Here is a 22175-nt window from a genome sequence, read left to right on the forward strand (position 1 = left end):
GCAGAACCGTGGAAACGCTGGGCAGACCAGCAAATACCCCCTGCCCACGTCCAGTCACAGCCCCAACGCCCGACCCTCGAAACCTCAAAAGACCCCTTCAAAGCCGACCGGTGGATCGAGGCTTAGTGGCTGGGGACGCGTATCCGCTGGTGAGGACCATCAGGTGCGCCTCGTACGCCCACCCACCAGGAGACGAGGCGTCTCGGCGGCGGACCAGGTCCACCGTGTGCCACGTCGTCGGATTGTTCAAGAAGTGCACCAGCCGCGGCCAGCGGCCGGCACCGGAAGGCAGCCGCACGGGCAGGACGAGGTCGCCGCGCTGGGAGTGGGCGCCGCCGGTGAACACCAGGGCGAGCGGGCCGGTGTGGTCCCACCATGTCGCAGCCCGGGTTTTTGGTTTTCCCTTCGCGGTGACTTCGCCGGTCTCCACTCGGCGGGGCCTGGTGGGTTGGGGCATGCGCCGCGGCTGCGCGAGAACACTCGTGGCCGGCCCCAGCCCGGCTGCCTGCTCCGGGGTGATGATGGCCTGGTCGAGGTCCCAGTGCCGGTAGGCGTCCAGATGCCCGGCAAGGGTGCCGTGCAGAGGGAACGTCTCCCACTTCCGGGCCGTGGTGTGCGAGCGGGCACGGCCGGGAATGCGGGTGTAGTCCCACCAGGTGCCGGTCCTCGGCCGCCCGAACCGGCGACCGGACTCATCGGGGAACAGGTGCCGACTGACGCCTTCCCACACCTCGTCGGCCTGATGCATCACCAGAGCTTTGGTGACGTGCCGGCCCAGATGCCGGGAGCGTTCCATGTGCCGGTACCCGCGGCGTTCCATGCCCTCGCGGGACAGGCCCAGCTCGACACGCCACCCTTTCGCGTCGACATCGCGGCGCACGTCCCCGGCCCAGTACGCGTCGACCGCGGCCCGGGCATCGCGCTGTAGCGCGCGTTTGACCGACCACATCGCCCAATACAGCTGCTCCACCCGATGCCGGCTGTCGAGCTGGCTCACCTCGAGCGGCAGCCGGATTACTGCGAGCCCGGTGCCCTCGCCACGCGTCCACCGCTTGCCTTTGTTCTTCCCACGGAACCGGCGGGCAGACACGTCACAGGCAGGTGCAGCGTCGAGCAGCTCTGCACTCACGGCATCCCACCTCCTTTGTCTACGGCAACGGCGACGACCTGTCCGGAACTTGGCAGCTCCGGCAAGCAACGCCAAAGCTACAGACGCCCACTGACAACGGCTGGGCGACGGACGTGCTTGGCGTTCTAAGGTGCCCTTATGCGCCTGACTCCGGCCCGCTGCACGAGCGTTGAACTCCGCGCCTTCACCGGGCTCACCGGGCCACAGATGCAGCACCTCCTCGAGCAGCTGTGGGAGCGGAACCCAGACGCCGGCCACGGCCGGAACTGGGCGCTTCCGTTCCCCGACCGGGTCCTGCTGCTCGTCCTCGCCTACCGGACCAACCTCACAAGGCAGCAGTTGGCGTCACTGTTCGGGACAACCGACTCCACCGTGCACCGCGTGATTTCCCGTCTCGCACCGCTCCTCGGGGAACTCCTGGGGCCGCCCCCGGGTGACCGGCGGGAGCTGTGGGTCCTCGACGGCACCCTCATCCCCGTCCACGACCACACCGCGAAAAGCAAGAACTACCGGCGCAGCGTCAACGTGCAGGTCGTCTGCCGGGCCCGGGACAGACGCATCGTCGCACTCGGTGACGCATGGCCAGGGAACCGCAACGACATCGTCGTCTTCCGGGAAACTCTCGGCCATACCCTTCCAGCTCACCCGCGGCTCGCCGGCGACGGCGGCTACCGCGGCTGCGCTCACATCAGAACACCACGTCGCGGACCAGACGGCCGCATCATCAAAGATCGGACCTACAAACGGTTCCGGAAACGGCGAGCAGTAGCCGAACACACCATCGCACGCCTCAAAGACCATCAAATCCTGCGGCAATGCCGCCGCCGCGGCGACGCCATCAACCACGCCGTCGCCGGCGTCGCGGCGCTTCACAACCTCAAGATCGACATCAGCTAACTGAAGCCCCGGAGGTGGTGAGGCACGCACCGAACCGCATTACGGGATATCTCTTACGACGTGGTGCGCGACTGAGGTCTGGGCGTCCTGGCTTGGCGGGTTGGCTGGTGGGTGACTACCGCATGGCGGTGCGGTCGGGGACCAGGCCGGCGATGGCGAGGTGGGTCTCGGCGTAGTACTCGCGGCGTCCGATGTATCGCTGGAGGGGGCGCCACTGCTTGTGCTCGGCGTTGGCGTGCTCGACCGGGATTCGGCGGGAGGACTGGGCCGTGCGTGCTGCCTCCCAGGCAGCGATTTCATCGGCGCCGGCGTTCTTGCCGGGCTTGTTCGGCGGGGCGGTCACCTGCTTGGGGAAGTCCTTCGCCAGGCCCCGGTATCCGGCGTCGACCTGGGCTTTCACCTCGGGGTTCTGGACGAACAGATCCCAGATCCCCTCGGTTTTCAGTGCGGTCTGATCGTGCATGCGACCGGGGCGGATCGCCCCGGTCCACAGGGTGCGGCCGGCATCGTCGCTGATCACGGTGGCCTTCTTGGTGTTCTGCTTGCGCTTGCCGGAGACGAAGGCCCGGCGTCCGGGCCGGTTCGCCCGCGGGCGGCGCACCTGGACTTCGGTCCCGTCGATCCGCAGCTCGGCCCCATGCGTCCTGGCGTAGGCGAAGACATCGGCCAGGGTGTGAAGCCGCAGCCCGGACTCGCCTGGCACAGCGAACCCACGGGCCGCGAGCAAGGGCCGGATCTCGTGGACGGCACGAGTGATCGTCGAGCGGTCGACACCGTAGAAGACGGCGAGGGCCGCGTGCGGGAGTTGAAACCGCAGGATGACCAGGGTGGCGATCACCCGATCGGTGAAAACCAGGATGTGGTCCGGCCCTCCGCCCTCGGCCCGCAGACGCTCATGACCTCGACGTTCACGCAGCCGGGCATCCTCACGCGCCATCCACGGTCCCGCCAACTCAGCAATGATCTTGCCGAGTTGATTCCGCGAGATGCCGGTACAGATACGATGCGAAAGAGCCGTACGGGACAAGGATCGCTTCACAACTTTCCCAACCCGTACGGCTCTTCTTACGTCACGGTCCAGCCGCACCCGCTGTCGCGCACCACGTCGTTAGGATGAAGTGCCCGCCGAGCCGGTTCCGACGGCGCGGCCCGGATCTGGGGGAACGATGCAGTCTGGCAGGCAGTTGTCCACGTCCATCGACGCCACGGTGCCGACGGCCGCCCGAATGTACGACCACTACCTGGGCGGCAAGGACAACTACGCCGCCGACCGGGCAGCCTGCGAGGAGCTCGACAAGGTCGTGCCCAGCACGCGGGCGCTCGCGCTGAACAATCGGCGGTTCCTGCAGCGGGTCGTGCGCACGCTGGCGCAGGAGCACGGCATCCGGCAGTTCCTCGACCACGGATCCGGCCTGCCCACTCAGGACAACGTCCACCAGGTCGCACAGCGCGTCGACCCCACCACCCATGTGGTGTACGTGGACAACGACCCGATGGTTCTGGTGCATGGCCGGGCCCTGCTCGAGGAGGACAAGCGCACGGCCGTCATCCATTCGGACATGCGGGACTCGGAGACGATCTTCTCTCACCCGGAGACCCAGCGCCTGATCGACTTCTCGAAGCCGGTGGCCGTGCTGTTCAACTCGGTGATGCACTGCATTCCGGACAGTGAGACGGACGGACCGTCTGCCGTGGTCCGTCGTGTCTCCGAACGGCTCGTGCCCGGTAGTTTCATGGTGATGTGTCAGCTGGTCAGCGAGGACCCCGAGGTGCGTGACTTCGTCACCGGATTCATGGACCAGGCTACCCAGGGCCACTGGGGACGCGTACGTGAGGAGAAGGACGTCGCGGGCTGGTTCGAGGGGGTGGACATCCTGGAACCGGGTCTGGTGGAGGTGTCCACCTGGCGGCCCGACTCCGAGGTGGCACCTCGTCAGCTCACTCAGGAGTGGATCGAGTTCGGCGGGGTCGGGCGCCTCCGCTGACGCTGGCTGGGCGGTTGCCCACGGCCGCCCTGCCACAAGCCTGGCCCGGCTCACCTCATCGGTCGGAGTAGCGCTCCTTCAGCGTTCTCTGTACCAGGGCCAATGACTCACGGGGGTCGAGGGCTTCGTCGGCGAGCCGGTCGAGGGCCACCCGGTATTCCTCCGTCTCGTCGCGGTCCTCGAGGAAGTTGGCGCTTCTGATGTGCTCCAGATAGACGATGTCCGGCAGATCCAGGCCGCCGAAGCGCAAATAGGTGACGGGGATCGCCGGAGCCGACGCGTTCGTCACGTCCAAGGGCACGATCTGCAGGGTGACATGAGGGCGCTCAGCCATCTCGGCGAGATACTCGAGCTGCTCTCGCATCACCTCGGGGCCGCCCAGTATCCGCATCAGGACCGACTCGTCGAGGATCGCCCAGAGTTGAGGGGCGTCCGGACGCAGCAGCAGCTGCCCCCGCCGCATCCGCAGCTCGACCCTGCGCTCCACCTCGGCGGCCGATGCGGTCGGCAGCCCGCGCTCCACCACGGCACGGGTGTACGCCGCGGTCTGCAACAGGCCGGGCACGTACTGGATCTCGAACGTGCGGATGGCGGCGGCCGCCTCCTGCAGCCCGACCAGGCGGTCGAACCACTCGGGCATCAGCCGCTTGTCGTAGCGCTGCCACCAGCCGGGCTCACCGGCGCGCAGCAGCAGCCTGACGAGCACCGAGGCCTCGTAGTCGTCGGCGTCGTACAGCTGCAGCAGCGCGCGCACGTCGGCTTCCGTAGGCGGCTTGCGGCCCTTGCCTGCCTCGATGCGCGACAGCTTCGCGGGGCTGAATCCGAGCGCCCGCGCGGCTTGTTCCTGGGAGACGCCCGCGTCCTCGCGCATACCGGCCAACTGCACTCCCACCAGCATCTTCAGGAGTGTCGGAGCGGGTTCTGTCCGGTCGAGATACGGTTCGAGGCGGGAGAGGCGGTGTGACTCGGCGGACATCCTGGCTCCCAGCTGGCCGACAGACGACAGGTCTGCATTATCGCACTCCGCCGGGTTTTCCCGCATGTGCCGGCAGCACAGGTTCGAATGTGACGGGGTCACACCAGGTGGTCGAACTCCCCGTTCTTCGCGCCGGCCAGGAAGGCGGCCACCTCGGCGGGCGTGTACACGAGCGCCGGCCCGTCGGGGTCGCGCGAGTTCCGCATCGCGACCGCCCCGTCGGCCAGGGCGGCCACCTCGACGCAGTTGCCCTCGGCGTTGCTGTGCCGGCTCTTGATCCAGCGGGCGTCCAAAGCGCTCGCCCGCACTCCGTTTGGCACTGAAGGCACCACTGTCTCCTTGCTGACGTTCCACCACGGGCCGGCGGCACGGAGGAGAGGACCGTGCGACAGGGGCCCTCTGGTCTCCTACCCATCATGCAATTTCCCATGCAATTGCATGACGGCGCTGACTGCGTGGATAATAGCGGGGGCGTCAATCCCAGCAGTGACGCCGCATGCTGACGCCGCATCAAGGAGACGCCGTGTCATCACTACTGCGCAGTGAGTGCCGGGTCCCTTTCCGGGTTGGCCGCTCCCTGATCGGAGATGGCCGCCTTCGGGTCGCGACGCCATGAGTGCCGCTGTGCCGCGGCGGACGACCGGGGCTTGGCCCCAGACTGTTTGTGGGGAGCGGAAATGACCACACCACTCAGCGAATTGGGGCATGTGCCCTGGAGCGCCATCAAGGATTCCAGCGGTTCGGCGGAGGACATCCCGGTCCTGCTCCAGGACCTCGCCTGGGGTGACGAGCCCACCGCCAAGGAGGCACTCGGCGGCCTGCGGGAACGAATCTGCCAATACGGTTTCGTGGTCGACCAGGCCACGGCCGCCACGGTCCCCTTCCTGTGGGAGCTGGCCAGGCTTCCGCAGGTGACGTGCCGGGTGCAGATCGTCCGGTTGCTCAAGAGCATCGCCGACGCCCGCCAGTGGGAGAGTACGGCCTCGGCCTATCCCAAGCTGCTCAACTACCACCACAACTACGTGGGTTGGGAGCGAGAGGCCCGCAAGGCCGTGCGCGCCGAGCGCGGTGCCCTGTGTGAGCTGCTCGAGGAACCTGACATCGAACTCGTCGAAGCGGCGGCCGAACTGGCGTCCACGCTGGCGGCCTGAGTCGAAGGCGCGTTCACCGCGGGGCCCGATGGGTGCTTGCCAGACGGCCGCTCGGCGCGAGATGGTTGCCGTACGGCAATGATTGCTGTGCAGCACCAGTCAGAAAGGGACGGGCCCGTACGCGCGCCCATGGTCAGTGGACGCTTCTCGGCAGTCCTCCCTCGACACCCATCACGTCGTCCTCGGCGCGGGATGGGGAGCCGCCCCCTGCCCGGTCGTCGTCGCCGACACACGCGGCCGCGTGGTGGAACTGAACGCTGTCGCCGCGACCCTGTTCCCCGGGGCGGTACGCGGCTCACCTCTGCGGGACGTCGTACCCGCCTGGCTCTCCGAGGCGCACACCGATTTCGCCTCGCCCGCCGCCGCTGGGCCGGTGACGGACGGCACCGCGATCCTCGGACACGTCGGTGAGCGCTCGTTCGAAGCTCACCCCGCACCGTCCGGTGACGACCTCGTGGTGTGGTGGCTGGTGGACGACACCGACCGCCGGCTCGCCGAGCAGGCGCTCAAGAACGAGCGCGAACGCACCGCCTTCCTCGCCCGGGCCTCCAGCACCCTGCTGGCTTCGTTGCATGTCGAGACGTGCATGGAAGCCACCGCCCGGCTGGCCGTGGAGCACCTCGCCGACGCGGCCGTGACCGTCGCCCCGAGCCGGGGCCGAGGTTACCCCGTCACCTCCTGCGGCCCCGGGGGCGAGGTCAGACACGAGACGGTACGAACGGATCCGGAGGACGTGCCGGGACTGGGCGAAGCCCTGCGCGGGTTTCCGCCCGTGCCCTCCCGCTGGATAGATCCCGCCACGCTGCCGGACTGGGCGGTGCCCGCGGACTTCGCCGGGCCTGTCGGCTCCGTGGTGGTGTCGCCGCTGCCGGGGCACGGTGTACCCGCCGGGGCACTCATCCTTCTGCGGTCCGAGGACCGGACGACGTTCAGCGAGAACGAGGAGGTCTTCGCCCGGCTCTTCGCGGCCCGGGCCGGGGCCGCCATCTCCGCCGCGCGGATGTACGCCGACCAGGCGGCGATCACCACGACGTTGATGCGCGATCTGCTGCCGCCGCGACTGCACACCGTGCACGGCGTCGAGTTCGCGGGCGGCTACCGGCCCTACAGCCAGGACGAACGCGTGGGCGGCGACTTCTACGACGTCCACCCCGGCGCCGGCGCGGAGGACGAGTCGCTGGTCATCCTCGGCGACGTCTGCGGCAAGGGACTCGAGGCCGCCGTACTCACCGGAAAGATCCGCAACACGCTGCAGGCCCTGCTTCCCCTGGCCGCCGACCACCAGAAGGTCCTCGGCCTGCTCAACGGGGCCCTGATCAACTCGCACCACACACGGTTCGCCACGCTCGCGCTGGCCTCGGTGACCCGCCGGGGCGGCACCGTGCGGATGCGCGTCACGAGTGCGGGACATCCCGCCCCTCTCGTCGTCAGGGCGGGCGGACTCGTCGAGGAGGTGGACAGCCGCGGCACCCTGGTCGGCGTCTTCGACGACATCACCTCGACCACCGCACACCTCGAACTCGCGCCCGGCGAGACCTGCCTGCTGTTCACCGACGGCATCATCGAAGCCAGGGGAGGACCCTGGCAGGACGAGCTGTTCGGCCTGGACCGCCTGAAGTCGGCCCTGGCCGAGTGCGCCGGGATGCCGGCGGAAGCGGTGGTGGAGCATGTGCAGATGCTGGCCGCACAGTGGGTCGGCCGGGGCCGGCACGACGACATGGCCGTGGTCGCCGTGACCGCCCCGCACCACGCACACCTCAGCGCGGTCGACGGCCACACCCGTGGGAGGTACACCGCGTGAGCACCGCCCCCATCCAGCCGGCCGCTGCGGGCGAACCGGACGTGGTGCGCGACCGGTTGTGGCACGCCGTCCGCCAGGGCGACGAATACGGCGCCTGCGACGTGCTCCTCGCCGCACTGGAGGACGGCCTCGACCTGGAGGGCGCCCTGCTGGACCTGATCGCGCCGGTGCAGGCCAGGGTCGGGACCGAGTGGGCCGCCGGGCAGTTGAGCGTCGCGCAGGAGCACGCGGCCACCGCGGTCCACGACCGTGTCATCGCCGCGCTGGCCCACCGCCCCGAGCACCGGGTCGAGCAACGCGCCCGGCCGCGCGTCATGGTGGCGTGCGTGGACGGGGAATGGCACGCCCTTCCCGTCCGGCTGCTGGCGGAGGTGCTGCGGCTTCGGGGCTGGAAGGTAGACTTCCTCGGTGCCCATGTGCCGACCGCGCACCTGATGAGCCATCTGCACCGGACGGGCCCGCACGTCGTCGCCTTGTCCGCCTCGCTCCCGACCCACCTGCCCACCGCGCACGCCGCGGTCACCGCGGTCCAGGCCACCTCGGTGCCCGTCATCGTCGGAGGCGCGGCCTTCGGCCCCGACGGGGAGTACGCGCGGGCGCTGGGCGCCGACGGCTGGGCAAGGGACGCGCGCGAGGCCGCCGCGATACTCGAGAGCGGCTTGCGGAAGCCCGATCCGCTCGCCGCCCGCCAGCCCGTCGACGATCTGCCTCACCTGGCCGACCAGGAGTACACACTGGTCGTGCGCGGCCAGGTGGACCTGATGACGGACACGCTGGCGGACCTGGAGGACCGGTTCCCGCCCATGCGCACCTACAGCGACCGGCAGCGGCAGCACACCGCGGAGGACATCGGCCATATCGTCGATCACCTCGCCGCGGCTCTGTACGTGGACGACGCCGAGCTGTTCGTCAGGTTCATCCGCTGGACCGCGGACATCCTCACGGCGCGCGAGGTGCCTGCCCACTCCCTGATGCCGTTGACGTTCCTCACCACCAGGCTGCGGGACTTCCCGCGGGCCCGTCATTTCCTCGGCCTGGCACAGGACGCCGTGCCGGCCCGACCGGCAACAGCGAACGTCCCCCGCCCCGGAAAGCTCAGATGACGACCTCTCGGACGCCTTCCCTCACACTGACGGTCGAGACCGGCCCCAGCGCGGTCGTGGTACGCGTCGACGGAGACCTCGACTACGAGTCGTACCACGAACTGGTGAACGCCGTCGGGCGGCAACTCGACGGGTGGCCTGCGGGCGAGGGGACCGCACGGCCCGAACTGCACCTGAACTTCGGGCGATTGGGCGACGTCGACTCGATGGGGCTGTCGGCCCTGCTGATGATTCGCCGCCTCACGGACACGGCCGGCGTCGGTCTCCGTCTGGACGAGCGTCCTCCCACGCTCCAGCGACTGCTGGAGGTCACGGGAACTCTCGAACATCTCACCGCACCCCGTGAACAGGGCCGGGCCGGCGAAGGGCCGGGAGCGGGCTGACACGGGGGTCCGAGGGCCGCCGCCGCTCGAATGGCCGCCGAGGACAAGGGTATTCGCAGCTCCAGACCCACCGAGGAAGGGAGCTTCGTGACCATCGAGAGACCGTGGACCTACGAACCGGGAAGCGGATACACCGAAGGACAGGACCTGACGGGCTTCACCGTGGAGGCCACGGACGGAGTCGTCGGACATGTCGACCGGGAGTCCGACGGTCCGGCCATGCGGCATCTGATCGTCGACACCGGGGTGTGGGTCTTCGGCAAGAGCGTGCTGATCCCCGCGGGCGTCGTCACCGGGATCGACACCCAGGCGCGGCAGGTGACGCTGTCGTGCTCCAAGGACGAGGTGAAGGCGGCACCTCTTTTCCGTACCGACCGCGAAACGCTCGACCCCGAATATCTGGCCAGGGTCGACGACTACTACCGCGGTCTGCCGCCGAGGCATGCCGAGTGACCGCACCCGGCCACCCCCGCGACGCCGTGCCGCCGGGCACGGCGTCGCTCTTGTGGGCGACCGCCGCGCCGTGGCACTCATGGCTCGGATGCGGCCGGGTAGCCGAGTAACGATGAACGAACAAGACCACGCCACAACGAAGCTCGCCCGCAGGGCGGCCGTTCGCCGGCCTCCCGGCGGGCGGCGTCCGCAGACCGAGAGCCGACGCCCCGACGGCAGGGGATCCGCTCGGGAACGACGCCGTGGGACTGCGTACGGCCGCGCTCGCCGTTCCCGGCTCCGGTGCCCGGGGGGTATCGGGACAGGACGAGAACGCCGGGCCGCCATGGGCCTCGGGACGACAGGGGACTCCAGGGAGCGCACACCGATGTCCGAGGATCCGCAGAACGTCACCGTGACCCATGATCCGGCCGCCGGCACACGGGTGGTACGGGTCAGCGGCGACATCGACCACGAGAACTCGCCGCGGCTGGCGGACGCGCTGCGTGTCCCGGACCGGGCGCCCGTCTCCCGTACGGTGGTCGATCTGTCCTGTCTGCGTTTCGCCGACTCGTCCGTCCTGCACGTACTGCTCCAGGCCCAGCGGGCGCACCTGGCGCGCGGCGCGCTGATGGTGGTGGCGGGCCCGCTCAGTGACACCGTCCGCAGGCTGTTCGACGTCACCGGCACCGCCGGGTACTTCATCCGTACCGATGACGTCCACGCGGCGCTGGACCTGCCCGTCCGGCCGGGCGAGCGATGATACCGGCCGAGCGTCCCGTGCACGGCACACATCCGCAGGCGATGCACGAGGGCGAGGAGAAGAACGGCCTGAGCGCGCCCGCGTGCTCCCACCACGCGTATGCGGCCGACTGCGCGGGTCAGGCTCCGAAGGTGCCGCCGATGCCCGGGGTCACGAGTGCCGCGTCGGCGCGCGCGCATGTGCTGGCGGTCGTGGGGGAGACGCCGACCCTCGGCCCGAGCGAGGAAGCCGTCACCGACCTGATGCTCGTCACGTCGGAGTTGGTGTCCAACGCCATCCGCCACGGCGGCGGCCTCGTGGCCTTCGAGGCGACCCCCACACGCGAGGGTGTCCGGCTCGCCGTGCACGACCGCAGTGCGGAGTACCCGTCAGCCGCTTTCGGCTCCGGCGCGCTTCCCTCGGGACACGGTGGCGTCGGCGGGTACGGATGGCCGTTGATCATCAGGCTGGCGCGAGACGTCCGGATCGAGCGGTGCACGGGCGGTGGCAAGGTCGTGAGCGTGCTGGTGCCGCTCGTCTGAGCGGCCCGCCCGAGACCTGAGCGGTCATGAGCGCCGATCCGGGGCTCTCGCGCACAGGATGAGGGATATCCGCCGAATGAGACGGGGATTTCGGCGTTTCCCCGGGCGATCTGCGGCAACGCGGATCGGGAAGGCCCGTGGAGGGAGCCCCCGTGATCATTGCAGCTCTGCTCATCCCGGTGTCCATGCTGTGCCTGGTGCTGGCTCTCGGACGGTACGAGGAACGGATGCTCGGTCCGGGCAGCACACCGGAACCCAAGGGCGCGCGGCATGCCCGCACTCTGCGCGCGGTGCCCGATCCCTCTCCCGACGCCGGTCCGCAGGTCCCGACCGGGACTGTCGCGGAGCAGACCGGCCGCACCACGCCGGGTGACCCCGGGGTGCGGCGAGCCGCATGACGACGGTGCCCCCTCCTACCAGGGGAGGAAGACGTGCACGTCCTTGCCGCCGGGCCGGACGACGACACTCACCTGGTCGCACAGCGTGTGCACGAGGTGCCAGCCGATGCCGCCGGGGCGGCCCAGGCGGAAGGGACGCGGCTTGGGAGGCGTTGTGTTCGTGTCGTGCATCGTCACATGGACCCCGTCGTACGTCTGCCGCATTTGCAGGGTGAAGGGGCCGGGAGCGTACTGGACGCAGTTGGCCGCGAGTTCGTCGACCACCAGCAGGATGTCGTTCCAGTGCTCCGGACTCGTCGGAGGCGAGGCCTGCGCCAGCCGGCGCAGAAACTCCTCGGCGGACAGTCGTGCCTCCGTCACGTCGTGCAGTCCGCCCTCGTACTCGCGGGTGAGGTTCTCGACCGTCTCGAAGGGCCAGGCCTTGTCGTCCCAACGCGGCTCGGTTGCCATGCCGTCCTTCCCCCGGCCGGCCCTCCGGCCGGCAGGCTGTCGTCGTTCGTCGCGCTCTTGCCCGGCCCCCTCTATGACGGTTGCCAGAAAGACGTCGGCTACGCCTGCGGGACGACCGAAAGGTTGGCCCGTTGGTCCCGATATGTTCAGATTCGGTGCACGGTGCAGAGATCCCGTCAAGAAGGCCTGGGTCGGCCGTGTACTCCGGGGAGCCCGGGGTAGGGGCGCCGAACGGATCGACTGTGTCGGTCCGAGTCGGAGCACGGGGCAGGCGGGGAAAGCGTAGTGGGAGTTGACCGTGAGGTGCCGGAGACAGAAGAAGGGGCGGGCGGCAGTCATACGGCTCGGGCCCGGCAGGTCGCGGACGCGGTGGAGAGACTGGTGGGGTTGTGGACCTCGGCGGCAGAGGCGGTCACACCGCGTCTGTCCCGGCACCAGCTGAACGCGCTCATGGCCGTCCGGCACCATGCGGAGCTCAATCTCACGGCGCTGGCCCAGACCCTCGGCATCGCGCTGCCCGCGGCCAGCAGGCTCTGCGATCGGCTGGAGGCCGCGGGGCTGCTGGAGCGGGTGATCCATCCCAGAAACCGGCGGGAGCTGCAGTTGCGGGTGACCTCACAGGGACAAAGGGTGCTCGCCGAGGTCGCCGACCGCAGATCCATCAGCCTCGCCGCCGTGTTCGCCGCGATGACGCCCGCCGCGCGCACCTCCCTGGAGCAGGGCCTGCACGCCTTCCGTGAGGCGTACGACACGCGAGGGGACTGGAACGCCTAGCGGTCCTGCGGCCGGTACGGGGTGGGCGGACGGCCGGGGGCGCCGCGCCTTCAGGGGCGTCCCGCCCGGGTCGGCACCGCCACGTTCCCCGACTCGCTGTTGACGTGGCACAGCAGGAGGCACACGTCGTCGTCGCGTTCGGAGTCCCGCAGCATCGGGTCGAGCACCCGGTCGGCGGCGCATTCCAGATCGCCGTCCAGATCCGGCACGGTGAGCCCGGCCATCGCCACCGTGAGGCGCTCGATGCCCGGGTCGATGCCCTGGGCCCGGCGCTCCACCAGGCCGTCGGTGTACAGGGCGAGGGTGGACCCGGGCGGCAGTGGGGCGGTGTGGTCCTCGATGTCCTGCTGCAGCGGAATGCCGAGCATGGCACCCGGCTTGGCGTCGAGGGTGTGCACCGTGCCGTCGGGTGTGCGAAGCACCGGGGGCGGATGCCCGGCGGCGGCCCAGGTCAGCACCTGCTCGCCGGGGCGGAAACGGGCGATGACCGCGGTCGCGTACAGATCCGGCTGCAGATGGTGCAGGAACAGGTGCAGGCGGGTGAGGAGCCGGCCCGGGCTGCCGCCGTCCACGGCGTACGCGCGCAGTGCCGTGCGCAGCTGGCTCATCATCACCGCCGCGCGCAGTCCATGTCCGGTGACGTCGCCGATGACGGTGATCAGGCTCCCGTCGGGCTGGCGGAAGGCGTCGTACCAGTCACCGCCGACGTTGAGACCGTGGGTCGCCGGGAGATAGCGCGCGGCCAGCCGGAGCCCCCGGGTGCTGGGCAGGTCGGTGAGCAGCGCACGCTGCAGCGTCTCGGCGATGTCGCGGTTGTGTTCGAAGCGCTGGGCGTTGTCGATCGCGATGCCGGTTCTGCGGGCCAGTTCGAGCAGCATCACGGCGTCGTCCGGCTCCCACCGGCCGCCGGGCGGCGTGAGGATGAGCACGCCCAGCGTCGACCTGCGGGCGGACAGGGGAATGCAGAGGAGGGGGACGCGGGGGTGGAGGGCGGAGGGAGGCCGGTCGTCGACTCCGCGCAGTCCGCCGGGGTGGTCGGCCGCGTACTGCGGGCGGCCGGTACGCGCGGCGACCACCGCCGCGGCGGGACGCGGGGCATGTCCGTGCTCCTCGTCGCCGAGCAGCCATACGTCGACGGTTCGCGCGTATCTCGGGGTCAGCAGCCCGGGAAGCAGCCGCACGATCTCCCCGTGGTTGAGGGACGCCGTCAGCGCCGCGCTGGCGTCGGCGAGGAATGTGAGCCGGCGGCGCGCCACCTCCGCCTCGGTACGGGCCGCCCGCTCCGCGGCGAACAGCTCCTGCTGGGCCGCACCGGCGGCGTCCAGCTCGGCGTGCAGGGCGAGGACGCCCTGGTTGGTCTGGTGCAGTTCCTCCCGGTGGAAGGCGACCAGGGCCTCCTGCTCCGTCAGGGCGTCCAGGATGCCCGCCGTGTCGTCGTCCGCGCTGAACAGCGCCTCGGCGAGGGCACCGGGGTCGGCCTGCACCACGGCCGTGCTCCGGCGGCCGTCCCGCTCCGCGGCCGGAACCGCGGCCCGCCACGTGGCGTCGACGCCGGGGCCGTCGTCGGTGCCCGGCCGCAGGCTGATCCGCAGCTGCGGCTGCTCTCCGCGCTTGGACGGCGGAGCGGACCGCAGAGTGAGCCGCCAGGAGCCGCCCTTGGTGAGGCACTGGCGCAGCTGGGCGGTGAGCGCGCTGACCAGACGGGTGCGGTCGAGGACGGACACACCGTGCTCGGCCGCGATCCGGGCGACGGCGATCCGCGCCCGGGCGGCATCGACGACGGTGCTGAACTGCCAGGAGTGGGTCATGGTTCACGATCCGACGGTGTGGGCGACAGCACGGTCACCGTGGTGTCGTCGCGGACGGGCCGGGCGGAACTGCTGGCGTCACGCACGATCAGGGCTGCCGTCACCCCCGGGTCCAGGGCCGTGGTGGACACGTCCGGACGAAGGGACCACCGGCTCGGCAAGCCGTCGCTGTGCAGGACCAGGAGGCAGTCCGGGGACCAGGCGAGGCGCTGGTGGGGGATGTGTGCCGGTCGGTGGGCGCCCACTATGCCGGGATGCGACAGCAAGTGCTGCCAGCTGTCGCCGCGGCGGAACCGGGCCCCGACGTTGCCGATGCCGGAGAACTCCAGACGGCCCGTGGCGATGTCGAGTTGGGCGGCGGCGACGGCCGCGCCCCGGGTGGCGCGCAGCGTGCCGTGCAGCACCTCGAGCAGTTCCGGCGGCGTCAGATGGGCGCTCAGACGCAGTTCCCGGACGGCGGCGTCGGAGGCCTCGGCGGCGGCGGGACCGTGCCCCAGCCCGTCGGCGAGAAGCACGGTGACCCGGTCACCGGACCACACACAGGCCCAGGCATCGCCCGAAGTGCCCGCCACCAGCGGGATGTTGACTCCTCCCGTCCGTACCGGCGCCTGGCCGCGCCGGCCCTGTGGGCCCGTCCGGGGCTTGGGTGAAGGCGCTATCCGGGCCAGGGCGACGGTGCCGCGTCCGGGCGAACTGTGCAGGTCGAAGTCGTCCGCGAGACGCAGGCACGTACCGAGGCCCGCGCCCAGCGACGCCGTGGTGGAGAATCCGTCGCCCAGCGCGGCCGAGAGGTCGGGAATGCCCGGGCCGTGGTCGATCGCGACGATCTGCAGCACGGGCCGGGCTGCGGACGCGCCGGGTTCGGGATCCGAGTCGACGGTCTCGATGAGGATCTGTCCGCCGCCTGCGTGCTTGAGCAGATTGGTGGCCAGCTCGGTGGCGACGAGCTCCGCCGCAGCGGCCCGGTCCGGGTGGAACCCGGCCTGGCCGCAGGCCTCCTTCGCCGCCACCCGGGCGTCGCGGACCCGGGTCGGGTCGTGCACGGGTACGTCCCGGATGCGGGCCATCACGCCTCCTCGCGGGGACGGGGCGTCGCGGCGGTCCAGCAGACGACGGTGACGGACGTGCCACCGCCGGGACGGGTGTCGATCGAGAACTCCTGGACCAGCCGCCGGGCCCCGCCCAGCCCGAGTCCCAGGCCGCCGCCCGAGGTGTAGCCGTCGGTCAGCGCCCGCTCGACGTCGGCGATACCGGGTCCTTCGTCGCTGAAGGTCAGCCGCAGACCGCGGGCCCGGCCGTTGTCCAGGAAGACGGACTCGACGCGTCCACCGCCGCCGTGGATGAGCGTGTTGCGTGCGAGCTCGCTGGCGGCGGTGATCAGTTTGGTCTGCTCCACCAGGCCGAAGCCGAGCTCGGCGGCCGCCTGCCGCACATGCTGCCGTACCCATGCCAGATCCATGTCCGAGCGGATGGGCAGGGATGCGGCGACGCGGCCCGATGTCTCCGTCACGCGTTCTCCTGGCGTCCTGGACCGTGGGACAGGGGAATGGACGCCCGGGTCAGCATCCGCAGGGCTTCGTCGGCGTCGAGCGCGGTGCGCAGTCCGGGCAGGGTGAGGCCGAGTTCGACCAGGGTGATGGCGACCGCGGGACGCATACCGGCCACGACGGTGTCCGCGGCGAGCAGCCTGGCGTTCGCGGCGATCTCGGAGAAGACGCGGCCGAGGAAGGAGTCGACGATCTCGACACCGGAGACGTCGATGACGACGGCGGCGGCCGAACTGCGCGCTATGGCATCGCCGATGTCCTGCTGGAGTTGTTCCGCGGCCTTGTCGTGCAGTTCGCCGTGGAGCGTGACGAGCAGCACGTCGCCGAGCTTGAGGACGGGGACGTGGGGGCCCACCGGTCCGTCGAAGCCGCCGTTCATCGCGGGCCTCCTCCGTCGCCCGCGCGGTCGACGATCACGGCGCCCTGCTGGTGGAGGGCGTAGGCCAGGGCGTCGGCGAGGCTGGCGCGGGTGACGACCGAGCCGAGGTCGAGCCCCAGGTGCACGATGGTCTGGGCGATCGCCGGCCGGATGCCCGAGACGATGCACTCCGCACCCATCAGGCGCGCCGCCGCGACGGTCTTCATCAGGTGCTGGGCCACCAGCGAGTCGACGGTCGGAACCCCGGTGATGTCCAGGATCGCGAACCGGGCCTGCTGGGCGACGACGGCGTCGAGCAGGCTCTCCATCACCACCTGGCTGCGGGCGCTGTCCAGGGTACCGATGAGTGGGACAGCGACGATACCGTTCCACAGTTTGATGACGGGCGTGGCCACTTCGAGCAGTTGCAGGCGCTGACGCTCGATGATCTCCTCACCCGAGCTGAGGACCGTCTCCATGACGGCCAGCCGCAAGGTGCCCAGCAGCACCGTGAGCGTGGTCACATGCGGTCCGGACGTCTCGCCGTCGGACCCGGCCAGGTCGGCGATCAGCAGATCGGTGATCGAGGGGCGCAGAGCCGCCACCTCGTCGGCGATCCGGGCGGGCGTGGCACCGGCACGCGCCCGCGAGACCGCCATCCGCATGAGCTGCTCGCGCACCCCTGTGAAGCCCGGTGCCCGCAGGTCCTCGCTCCGCCCGGAGGCGGCCACCGCGGCCAGTGCCTCCACCAGGGCGCCGGCGGCCTCCACCGCCTCGTCGCGGGAGACCGTGAACACCGTCCGGAACAGTGGCTCGTCGGCCCAGCGCTGCGAGATCTGCTCTCGGCGGCGCTGGAGGAAGTCCCCGATGACCCGTTCCGACGTTCCTCGGTTCGCTGCCGACTCCTGGTCCGTCACTCTGTCTCCTTTGTGCGTCTGCTCCCCCGGCTGCCAGGGAGCCTCCTCGGAGAGCGCGGTTCATTGTCGCGCGACAACTGTAGTCATCGGAGACAGCGCTTGACACCCATGACTGTCCGGAAGATCGTCCAACGAACGAGGGACCTCACCGGCTGTCGTTGTTCACACGGCCTGAGACCGTACGGCGCGAAGCCGGGCGCCACGACGACCCTACGGGGCACCCTGCCGCCCGAACCAGTCCAGACACACGACGAGTGCGTCGTCCTGCGTGTCAGGGCCGCCGCGATAAGTCGACAGCTCCCTCAGTACGGCGCGCGGCACATCCGCGGCAGGCAGCAGCCTGGTGGCGGCTATGGCCTTGGCCAGCGTCTTCTCGCCGTACGTCTCGCCTCCCGGTGCGATGGCCCCGTAGACCCCGTCGCTGACGAAGACGAGCCGGTCGCCCGGTTCGACCTGGATCTCCTGGGCCACGTAGTCGGTCTCCTCGAACATCCCGAGGGGCAACTGGGCGTCGACGTCGACCGCTTCGACGCTTCTGCCGCGCAGCCGAAACATCTGCGGCGAGCCGGCGTCGACGACCTTCACACGGCCGGTGGACACCTCGAAGTCGAGCAGGAGCACGGACAAGTACAAGGCGCCCCGGTAGTGGGCGTAGACCGCCTGGTCCGCGAGGGCTGCCTGGTCCTCGATGTTGATTCCGGCGCGGCGCGCATTGCGCAGCGCGTTGATCCCCAGGTTGGTCAGCAGTGAGGCCTCGATGCCCTCGCCCATGCCGTTGGTGATGTACAGCATCAGCCGGTCGGGGCCCGCGGACCAGTCGAAGTTGTCTCCGAAGATCGCGTATGCGGGCTCGAGTTGGGCGCCGAGCGCGTACTCGGGCCGGGAGCACGAGCGGCCGGGCAGCAGCTGCCACTGCATCTCGGCCGCGAGCGTCAGCCGGTCCAGCCGCCTGGCCTGCAGGTAGATGTCGGTGTCCCGCTCCGCCACGAGCACTTCGTGGCCCAGTACATCGGCGATGTCGGTGAGCTCGGGCAGCGTCGTTGCCGCGGTCTCGGACGGCAGCGTGACACTCAGCACACCGAGCCGGTCCCCGCGGACGGTCACCGGCAAATAGACCCGGACCAGGTCGCCGGTCTCCTCGACGACGGGGTCCTGCGCCCCGAAGGCACGGCCGGCCGTGCTGTCGTGCATCGGCAGGGGGTCGGAGCAGTGGGGATGCACGGAGACGCGCTGCAGGACGGTGAGTCCGTAGTCGGCCATGAGGAGTTCGACGGACTCAGCCGCGTACTGACTGCGCAGCGCTTCCCGGAGTGCGTCCACCAACCGGTGGGGAGCCGCGTTCCGGAGCGCCCTCTCGGTTGCGACGAATCTGTTCACGATGTCGGATACGCCATTCTTCCGCTAGTACGATTCCGGACCCATGCCCTGGAGGGGTCGTGCACCCGTCCGCCGGTGTCCGTATCTATCGTTATCTGTGAGCTGTGGGCCCAGCAGGCCGACAGCAGCCGAGAAGTCTGGGAGAGTGAGACAGTGACTTCCTCCAGCCCGCGCCCGGAGCCGAGCGAGGTGGCGCGTGTGACCTCAGAGGCGGCCGAGCTGCTGGAAATCCTGTGGGGACGGGCTTCGACGGCCCCGGTTTCCGCCTCCCAGTTGCGCGTTCTCTTTATTCTGGAACACAACGAGGGCATCAACCTGCGGACACTCGCCGACGCTCTCGGGTCGACCCCGCCGTCCACGAGCAGACTCTGCGACCGGCTGCAGGCCGTCGGATACGTGGAGCGTGCGGCCAGCTCGATCAGCAGGCGCGAGCTGCGCCTGTACCTCAGCCGTCGCGGCAGGACCTTCCTGGCCGAGCTGCGGTCACGGCGCGAGCGGGCGCTGGAGTCCGTGCTGGCCCAGATGCCCGCGGCCAAGCGGACGGCGCTGCTGCAGGGCCTCGAGGCCTTCTGTGCCGCAGCGGCGGCGGAGCTCCACGAGGCCGACGGGCCCGACGCCCGCACGGCGTGAGGCGGGGCAGAACAACTGATCCGCACGAGGGCACCCGGCGCGTGCCACGGTCGGTCGGCGCGCGCAGCCGGCTCCGCCCACCGCAACATTCCAGTTCCCTCCGTGCTTTCGATGCCCCCACACTTTGTTGCCTGATGGCTACAGTTGTCAAACGGCAAGTGTTCTGCCGAACAGGCCGCCGGCAAGGGCGAATGCCCATGCCGGGACCGGCGGGGTCGGGCGGTCTGCGCCGCGCCCCCGGCAGGGTGTGCCGGAGCCTTTCCGATTCCCTCGCCCGCTAAGGCCGGGTGAGTGCGTCGTCCATCCCGTCGAGCGCCTCGTCGGCGGTTTTGAACGAGGGGACGGTGAGACTCACTCCGGTCAGGTCGAGTATTCGCTGGACGGCCGGGGCGGGATCGATGAGGCCCACGGAGCCGCCGACCTGTCGGGTCTCCTTGTAGGCCCGCAGAATGATGTTGATGCCCGACGAGTCCATGAACGGCACCGACGAGAGGTCGAGCAGCAGGTGCTGCCGGCCGTGGTGCATCTGGTTGGCGAGGTGGTGGTGCAACTCCGTCGCCGTGTCGACGTCCAGGAATCCCTTCACGTTGATCAGCGCGACATCCTCCCGAGGCATCGTCACATCGATGGACAGGGGGGTCTGCTCAGCCGACACAATGTCCTCCCATACTTACGGCGTGCGGGGCTCCGCCTACCCCGGGGCGGGCACCCGATGCACCGCGGGCCGCGCTCCGGAAGTGATCAACGTCTCGCCTTCGGAGCGGTGCCCGGCGGCGATTCCGGCACCTAGTACCCCCCTGGCCGCGCACCACACCTGTCGATCGCGATCCCTTTCCGTGGCCGCCGCCCGGGGCGAACCCACCCCAGGAAACAGGGGACTCGGGCACCGCGGACGCGGGACGCCGAGGCTCGGGCACGCAGGCCCGGACGCGACACGGACGACACGGAATCGCCGGCATGAAAACTCGGACGTAAAAGTGGCGCATACTTCGAGGGAAGGCGGGCACCAGCACCGCAGACCGCTCGTGGGTGCCCTCCCCCCGGCAGCCCCGAGCCATACGGCCCCGCCGATGCCTTCCCCCGGCATTCGGCGGGGCCGGTCTTCTTTCCTGGAGGTGCACTCCTGGAAGTGCGCTCGGCCGCAGGACCGCGGGCCGCGATTGCGCGGTCGTCGCCCTCGTCCCCCTGCTCGTCGCTGTGACGGGACTGGCGCTTGCCGGCACCGGCGAGCGCCATGATCCCGAGCACCGGCCGGGGTGACGGCTGCCTTCGGTGGTTCAGAAAGAGGTCGGCCGGAGACCGGCACGATCCGAAAGGTCCAGGCCGCCGCACCGCGCCGAATCGGTCGTGCCCCGCCGTCTGGTTCACGGGCGCCGGTGCGGCGGCCCCGGCTACTGCTGGTCCCGGGCCTGCGGGAGCCGCGCGGGGAAGCCGTCCTGAGTGGGCTCCTCCGCCTCGGCCGCGTCCGGGGTGTGGTCCTCCGCGCCGGGCGCCCGGAGCAGTTTCGCACCGTCCCGTACACGTTCCAGGGGCTTGGCCAGCGAACGCAAGGAGAAACCTTCCCTCTTACGCGGCTCCTGACGCGGCGCCGGTAGGGCGCCGAAGGACTCCCGGTAGGTCGCCAGCGCCTCATGGGCGAGCTCGGCCGCCTCGCGGTACAGGTCCCGTGACTTCGTCATGGCGTCGAGCGCCTCGGCGTAGGCGGCCACCTGGCGGCGCGCCAGGGCGAGCTCCTCCTCCACGGTCGTCAGATGCCATTGCTCACGCAGTCTGGACAGCGCTTCCTCCGCGCCCTCCGGCAGCGGGGCGGGCGACTCGGCGAAACGCCGCACGGTGTCGACGAGTTCCACCGGCACCGAACCGTCGAGGAACACCGAGCGGACGCTGAAGTCCCCGTCGGGGCCGGCCGGTGTCGCGGGGAGCACCACGGCACCACCGCGGGGCACCCGCACTCCGAGGTCATGGAGGGCCCAGTTGACCACCTGGAACTGCTCCGGCGCGGCTCGGTGCTCCACGACGCGGTGCCGCAGGCCGGGCGGCAGCAGGGAGGCCAGCGGACGCAGCCCGCGCTCATCGGTGGTCATCGCCTCGTGGACGACCACATGGATGCTCCAGGAGGTGCGCGCGCACTCCTTGAGCAGGCGGCGCAACGCCCGGTCGTCCGTGGGCAGGGGATTGATCTCGCGGAAGCACAGCCCGGGAACCACGTCGTGATCCCACGGGGCGTCGGCGTCCTCTGGCCAGAAGACGGTGGCGGGTGACGGCCACTCCAGGTCCCAGGGCCGGTCCGCCTCGGCCATCAGCACCCAGTCCTGCGCACCGTCGTTGCCATGGGGAGCCCCCACGTTCAGGCGGGCCCTGACGACGACGTCGTCGGCGACCAGCCAGCGGGCCTCGAAGGCGCGTACGACCGCGGCCTCGGTGTCATCACCGCCGGAGCCGTCGAATTCGAGATGGTCCTGGATGACCGCCCTGCTCTTGAGCTCGCGCAGGCGCCTGCGGACGGTGTCCTCGGCACCCGGGCCGAGGTGTCGCCCGCGTGCCGGCCACACAGTGCCGGGAGCCGTGGCGCGGACGGTGGGGGACTTTGCCATGGGTCACTCTGCGGGAAGGGGACGGGGGAGCGCCTCCCAGTATGGTCCGCGCACATCACGGGAACCCGGAGGCGCGATCGGTCAAGATCGCTCGTCTCACCGTATTTCCCGCCGCGGACGATGTACACCACATCCACACGAGTGGCCCGGTCGGCGTTCCCGTTCGGCTTCTGAGTGGCAG

At 70.3% G+C, this 22175-nt stretch carries 25 protein-coding genes; 12 read left to right on the forward strand and 13 right to left on the reverse strand.

The genetic code is table 11. From position 1 onward, the window contains the following. Window positions 1-97: 97 nt before the first annotated feature. On the reverse strand, window positions 98-1129 hold the full coding sequence (locus ACQEXA_RS47305) for a hypothetical protein (protein WP_433132961.1): 1032 nt from the start codon (window positions 1127-1129) through the stop codon (window positions 98-100). Window positions 1130-1267: 138 nt separating this feature from the next. On the opposite strand from ACQEXA_RS47305, the gene ACQEXA_RS47310 reads away from it, so the two are divergent. Further along, window positions 1268-2026, forward strand: a complete 759-nt coding sequence (locus ACQEXA_RS47310) for a transposase (RefSeq protein ID WP_433132963.1) — start codon at window positions 1268-1270, stop codon at window positions 2024-2026. A 115-nt stretch (window positions 2027-2141) separates the two neighbouring features. Here the strand turns inward: ACQEXA_RS47310 and ACQEXA_RS47315 are convergent, their stop codons facing one another. Continuing rightward, window positions 2142-2963 (reverse strand): transposase family protein, encoded by an 822-nt coding sequence (locus ACQEXA_RS47315; protein ID WP_433132965.1) that lies wholly within the window; start codon window positions 2961-2963, stop codon window positions 2142-2144. Between the two features lie 229 nt (window positions 2964-3192). On the opposite strand from ACQEXA_RS47315, the gene ACQEXA_RS47320 reads away from it, so the two are divergent. Further along, on the forward strand, window positions 3193-4011 hold the full coding sequence (locus tag ACQEXA_RS47320; protein ID WP_432924466.1) for an SAM-dependent methyltransferase: 819 nt from the start codon (window positions 3193-3195) through the stop codon (window positions 4009-4011). A gap of 55 nt (window positions 4012-4066) precedes the next feature. On the opposite strand, the gene ACQEXA_RS47325 is transcribed toward ACQEXA_RS47320, so the two are convergent. Together ACQEXA_RS47325 and ACQEXA_RS47330 are read right to left on the reverse strand one after the other, a co-directional pair. Beyond that, window positions 4067-4987, reverse strand: a complete 921-nt coding sequence (locus tag ACQEXA_RS47325; protein WP_432924464.1) for a helix-turn-helix domain-containing protein — start codon at window positions 4985-4987, stop codon at window positions 4067-4069. Window positions 4988-5085: 98 nt separating this feature from the next. Continuing rightward, a complete protein-coding gene (locus ACQEXA_RS47330) occupies window positions 5086-5316 on the reverse strand; it encodes a DUF397 domain-containing protein (RefSeq protein WP_359392591.1) in 231 nt (76 codons plus the stop codon). A gap of 348 nt (window positions 5317-5664) precedes the next feature. Here ACQEXA_RS47330 and ACQEXA_RS47335 point away from each other — a divergent pair, with 348 nt between their 5' ends. The 8 genes from ACQEXA_RS47335 to ACQEXA_RS47370 all read left to right on the forward strand — a co-directional run bounded on the left by ACQEXA_RS47335 (window position 5665) and on the right by ACQEXA_RS47370 (window position 11539). Further along, window positions 5665-6138 (forward strand): hypothetical protein, encoded by a 474-nt coding sequence (locus ACQEXA_RS47335; RefSeq protein WP_359392593.1) that lies wholly within the window; start codon window positions 5665-5667, stop codon window positions 6136-6138. A gap of 136 nt (window positions 6139-6274) precedes the next feature. After that, a complete protein-coding gene (locus ACQEXA_RS47340; protein WP_432924461.1) occupies window positions 6275-7939 on the forward strand; it encodes a SpoIIE family protein phosphatase in 1665 nt (554 codons plus the stop codon). Then, window positions 7936-9042, forward strand: a complete 1107-nt coding sequence (locus tag ACQEXA_RS47345) for a cobalamin B12-binding domain-containing protein (RefSeq protein ID WP_432924459.1) — start codon at window positions 7936-7938, stop codon at window positions 9040-9042. The genes ACQEXA_RS47340 and ACQEXA_RS47345 overlap by 4 nt, the downstream gene beginning before the upstream one ends. Then, window positions 9039-9425: an STAS domain-containing protein gene (locus ACQEXA_RS47350; RefSeq protein ID WP_432924457.1), complete on the forward strand. Its 387-nt coding sequence runs from the start codon at window positions 9039-9041 to the stop codon at window positions 9423-9425. Before ACQEXA_RS47345 ends, ACQEXA_RS47350 begins: the two co-directional genes overlap by 4 nt. Window positions 9426-9512: 87 nt before the next feature. Further along, the gene (locus ACQEXA_RS47355; RefSeq protein ID WP_433132967.1) at window positions 9513-9878 is read left to right on the forward strand and encodes a PRC-barrel domain containing protein; all 366 of its coding nucleotides are present in this window, start codon (window positions 9513-9515) and stop codon (window positions 9876-9878) included. 367 nt (window positions 9879-10245) lie between these two features. Continuing rightward, on the forward strand, window positions 10246-10620 hold the full coding sequence (locus ACQEXA_RS47360; protein WP_433132969.1) for an STAS domain-containing protein: 375 nt from the start codon (window positions 10246-10248) through the stop codon (window positions 10618-10620). A gap of 17 nt (window positions 10621-10637) precedes the next feature. Continuing rightward, a complete protein-coding gene (locus ACQEXA_RS47365) occupies window positions 10638-11141 on the forward strand; it encodes an ATP-binding protein (RefSeq protein ID WP_432924453.1) in 504 nt (167 codons plus the stop codon). A gap of 152 nt (window positions 11142-11293) precedes the next feature. After that, window positions 11294-11539 (forward strand): hypothetical protein, encoded by a 246-nt coding sequence (locus ACQEXA_RS47370; RefSeq protein ID WP_359392606.1) that lies wholly within the window; start codon window positions 11294-11296, stop codon window positions 11537-11539. 15 nt (window positions 11540-11554) lie between these two features. Here the strand turns inward: ACQEXA_RS47370 and ACQEXA_RS47375 are convergent, their stop codons facing one another. Beyond that, window positions 11555-11989 (reverse strand): ATP-binding protein, encoded by a 435-nt coding sequence (locus ACQEXA_RS47375; protein ID WP_432924451.1) that lies wholly within the window; start codon window positions 11987-11989, stop codon window positions 11555-11557. A 303-nt stretch (window positions 11990-12292) separates the two neighbouring features. On the opposite strand from ACQEXA_RS47375, the gene ACQEXA_RS47380 reads away from it, so the two are divergent. Continuing rightward, window positions 12293-12763 (forward strand): MarR family winged helix-turn-helix transcriptional regulator, encoded by a 471-nt coding sequence (locus tag ACQEXA_RS47380; protein ID WP_432924449.1) that lies wholly within the window; start codon window positions 12293-12295, stop codon window positions 12761-12763. Between the two features lie 50 nt (window positions 12764-12813). Here the strand turns inward: ACQEXA_RS47380 and ACQEXA_RS47385 are convergent, their stop codons facing one another. The 6 genes from ACQEXA_RS47385 to ACQEXA_RS47410 all read right to left on the reverse strand — a co-directional run bounded on the left by ACQEXA_RS47385 (window position 12814) and on the right by ACQEXA_RS47410 (window position 18770). Then, entirely contained in the window at window positions 12814-14571 is a 1758-nt protein-coding gene (locus ACQEXA_RS47385) for a PP2C family protein-serine/threonine phosphatase (protein ID WP_432924447.1), read from the reverse strand. Beyond that, a complete protein-coding gene (locus tag ACQEXA_RS47390) occupies window positions 14568-15638 on the reverse strand; it encodes a SpoIIE family protein phosphatase (protein ID WP_432924445.1) in 1071 nt (356 codons plus the stop codon). The genes ACQEXA_RS47385 and ACQEXA_RS47390 overlap by 4 nt, the downstream gene beginning before the upstream one ends. After that, complete coding sequence (locus tag ACQEXA_RS47395; RefSeq protein WP_359392868.1) at window positions 15638-16030, reverse strand: anti-sigma regulatory factor; 393 nt, start codon at window positions 16028-16030, stop codon at window positions 15638-15640. Before ACQEXA_RS47395 ends, ACQEXA_RS47390 begins: the two co-directional genes overlap by 1 nt. Window positions 16031-16077: 47 nt before the next feature. Further along, entirely contained in the window at window positions 16078-16497 is a 420-nt protein-coding gene (locus ACQEXA_RS47400; protein ID WP_432924443.1) for an STAS domain-containing protein, read from the reverse strand. After that, window positions 16494-17393 (reverse strand): STAS domain-containing protein, encoded by a 900-nt coding sequence (locus ACQEXA_RS47405; protein WP_433132971.1) that lies wholly within the window; start codon window positions 17391-17393, stop codon window positions 16494-16496. Before ACQEXA_RS47405 ends, ACQEXA_RS47400 begins: the two co-directional genes overlap by 4 nt. A 210-nt stretch (window positions 17394-17603) precedes the next feature. Then, window positions 17604-18770 (reverse strand): PP2C family protein-serine/threonine phosphatase, encoded by a 1167-nt coding sequence (locus ACQEXA_RS47410; protein ID WP_432924439.1) that lies wholly within the window; start codon window positions 18768-18770, stop codon window positions 17604-17606. Between the two features lie 198 nt (window positions 18771-18968). On the opposite strand from ACQEXA_RS47410, the gene ACQEXA_RS47415 reads away from it, so the two are divergent. Beyond that, on the forward strand, window positions 18969-19400 hold the full coding sequence (locus ACQEXA_RS47415) for a MarR family winged helix-turn-helix transcriptional regulator (RefSeq protein ID WP_432924437.1): 432 nt from the start codon (window positions 18969-18971) through the stop codon (window positions 19398-19400). A gap of 277 nt (window positions 19401-19677) precedes the next feature. On the opposite strand, the gene ACQEXA_RS47420 is transcribed toward ACQEXA_RS47415, so the two are convergent. After that, entirely contained in the window at window positions 19678-20016 is a 339-nt protein-coding gene (locus ACQEXA_RS47420; RefSeq protein ID WP_432938925.1) for an anti-sigma factor antagonist, read from the reverse strand. 775 nt (window positions 20017-20791) lie between these two features. Then, on the reverse strand, window positions 20792-21994 hold the full coding sequence (locus ACQEXA_RS47425) for a hypothetical protein (RefSeq protein ID WP_432924435.1): 1203 nt from the start codon (window positions 21992-21994) through the stop codon (window positions 20792-20794). Window positions 21995-22175: the final 181 nt, after the last annotated feature.

The organism is Streptomyces sp. CA-106110 (genome assembly GCF_050936285.1).
Lineage (GTDB): Bacteria > Actinomycetota > Actinomycetes > Streptomycetales > Streptomycetaceae > Streptomyces.

Bases quoted from the DNA above. Each gene is read 5' to 3' on its own strand.
- ACQEXA_RS47310 (WP_433132963.1), top strand. From the start codon at position 1,268: ATGCGCCTGACTCCGGCCCGCTGCACGAGCGTTGAACTCCGCGCCTTC.
- ACQEXA_RS47315 (WP_433132965.1), bottom strand. From the start codon at position 2,963: ATGGCGCGTGAGGATGCCCGGCTGCGTGAACGTCGAGGTCATGAGCGT.
- ACQEXA_RS47320 (WP_432924466.1), top strand. From the start codon at position 3,193: ATGCAGTCTGGCAGGCAGTTGTCCACGTCCATCGACGCCACGGTGCCG.
- ACQEXA_RS47325 (WP_432924464.1), bottom strand. From the start codon at position 4,987: ATGTCCGCCGAGTCACACCGCCTCTCCCGCCTCGAACCGTATCTCGAC.
- ACQEXA_RS47335 (WP_359392593.1), top strand. From the start codon at position 5,665: ATGACCACACCACTCAGCGAATTGGGGCATGTGCCCTGGAGCGCCATC.
- ACQEXA_RS47350 (WP_432924457.1), top strand. From the start codon at position 9,039: ATGACGACCTCTCGGACGCCTTCCCTCACACTGACGGTCGAGACCGGC.
- ACQEXA_RS47360 (WP_433132969.1), top strand. From the start codon at position 10,246: ATGTCCGAGGATCCGCAGAACGTCACCGTGACCCATGATCCGGCCGCC.
- ACQEXA_RS47375 (WP_432924451.1), bottom strand. From the start codon at position 11,989: ATGGCAACCGAGCCGCGTTGGGACGACAAGGCCTGGCCCTTCGAGACG.
- ACQEXA_RS47385 (WP_432924447.1), bottom strand. From the start codon at position 14,571: ATGACCCACTCCTGGCAGTTCAGCACCGTCGTCGATGCCGCCCGGGCG.
- ACQEXA_RS47390 (WP_432924445.1), bottom strand. From the start codon at position 15,638: ATGGCCCGCATCCGGGACGTACCCGTGCACGACCCGACCCGGGTCCGC.
- ACQEXA_RS47395 (WP_359392868.1), bottom strand. From the start codon at position 16,030: ATGGATCTGGCATGGGTACGGCAGCATGTGCGGCAGGCGGCCGCCGAG.
- ACQEXA_RS47400 (WP_432924443.1), bottom strand. From the start codon at position 16,497: ATGAACGGCGGCTTCGACGGACCGGTGGGCCCCCACGTCCCCGTCCTC.
- ACQEXA_RS47420 (WP_432938925.1), bottom strand. From the start codon at position 20,016: ATGCCTCGGGAGGATGTCGCGCTGATCAACGTGAAGGGATTCCTGGAC.
- ACQEXA_RS47425 (WP_432924435.1), bottom strand. From the start codon at position 21,994: ATGGCAAAGTCCCCCACCGTCCGCGCCACGGCTCCCGGCACTGTGTGG.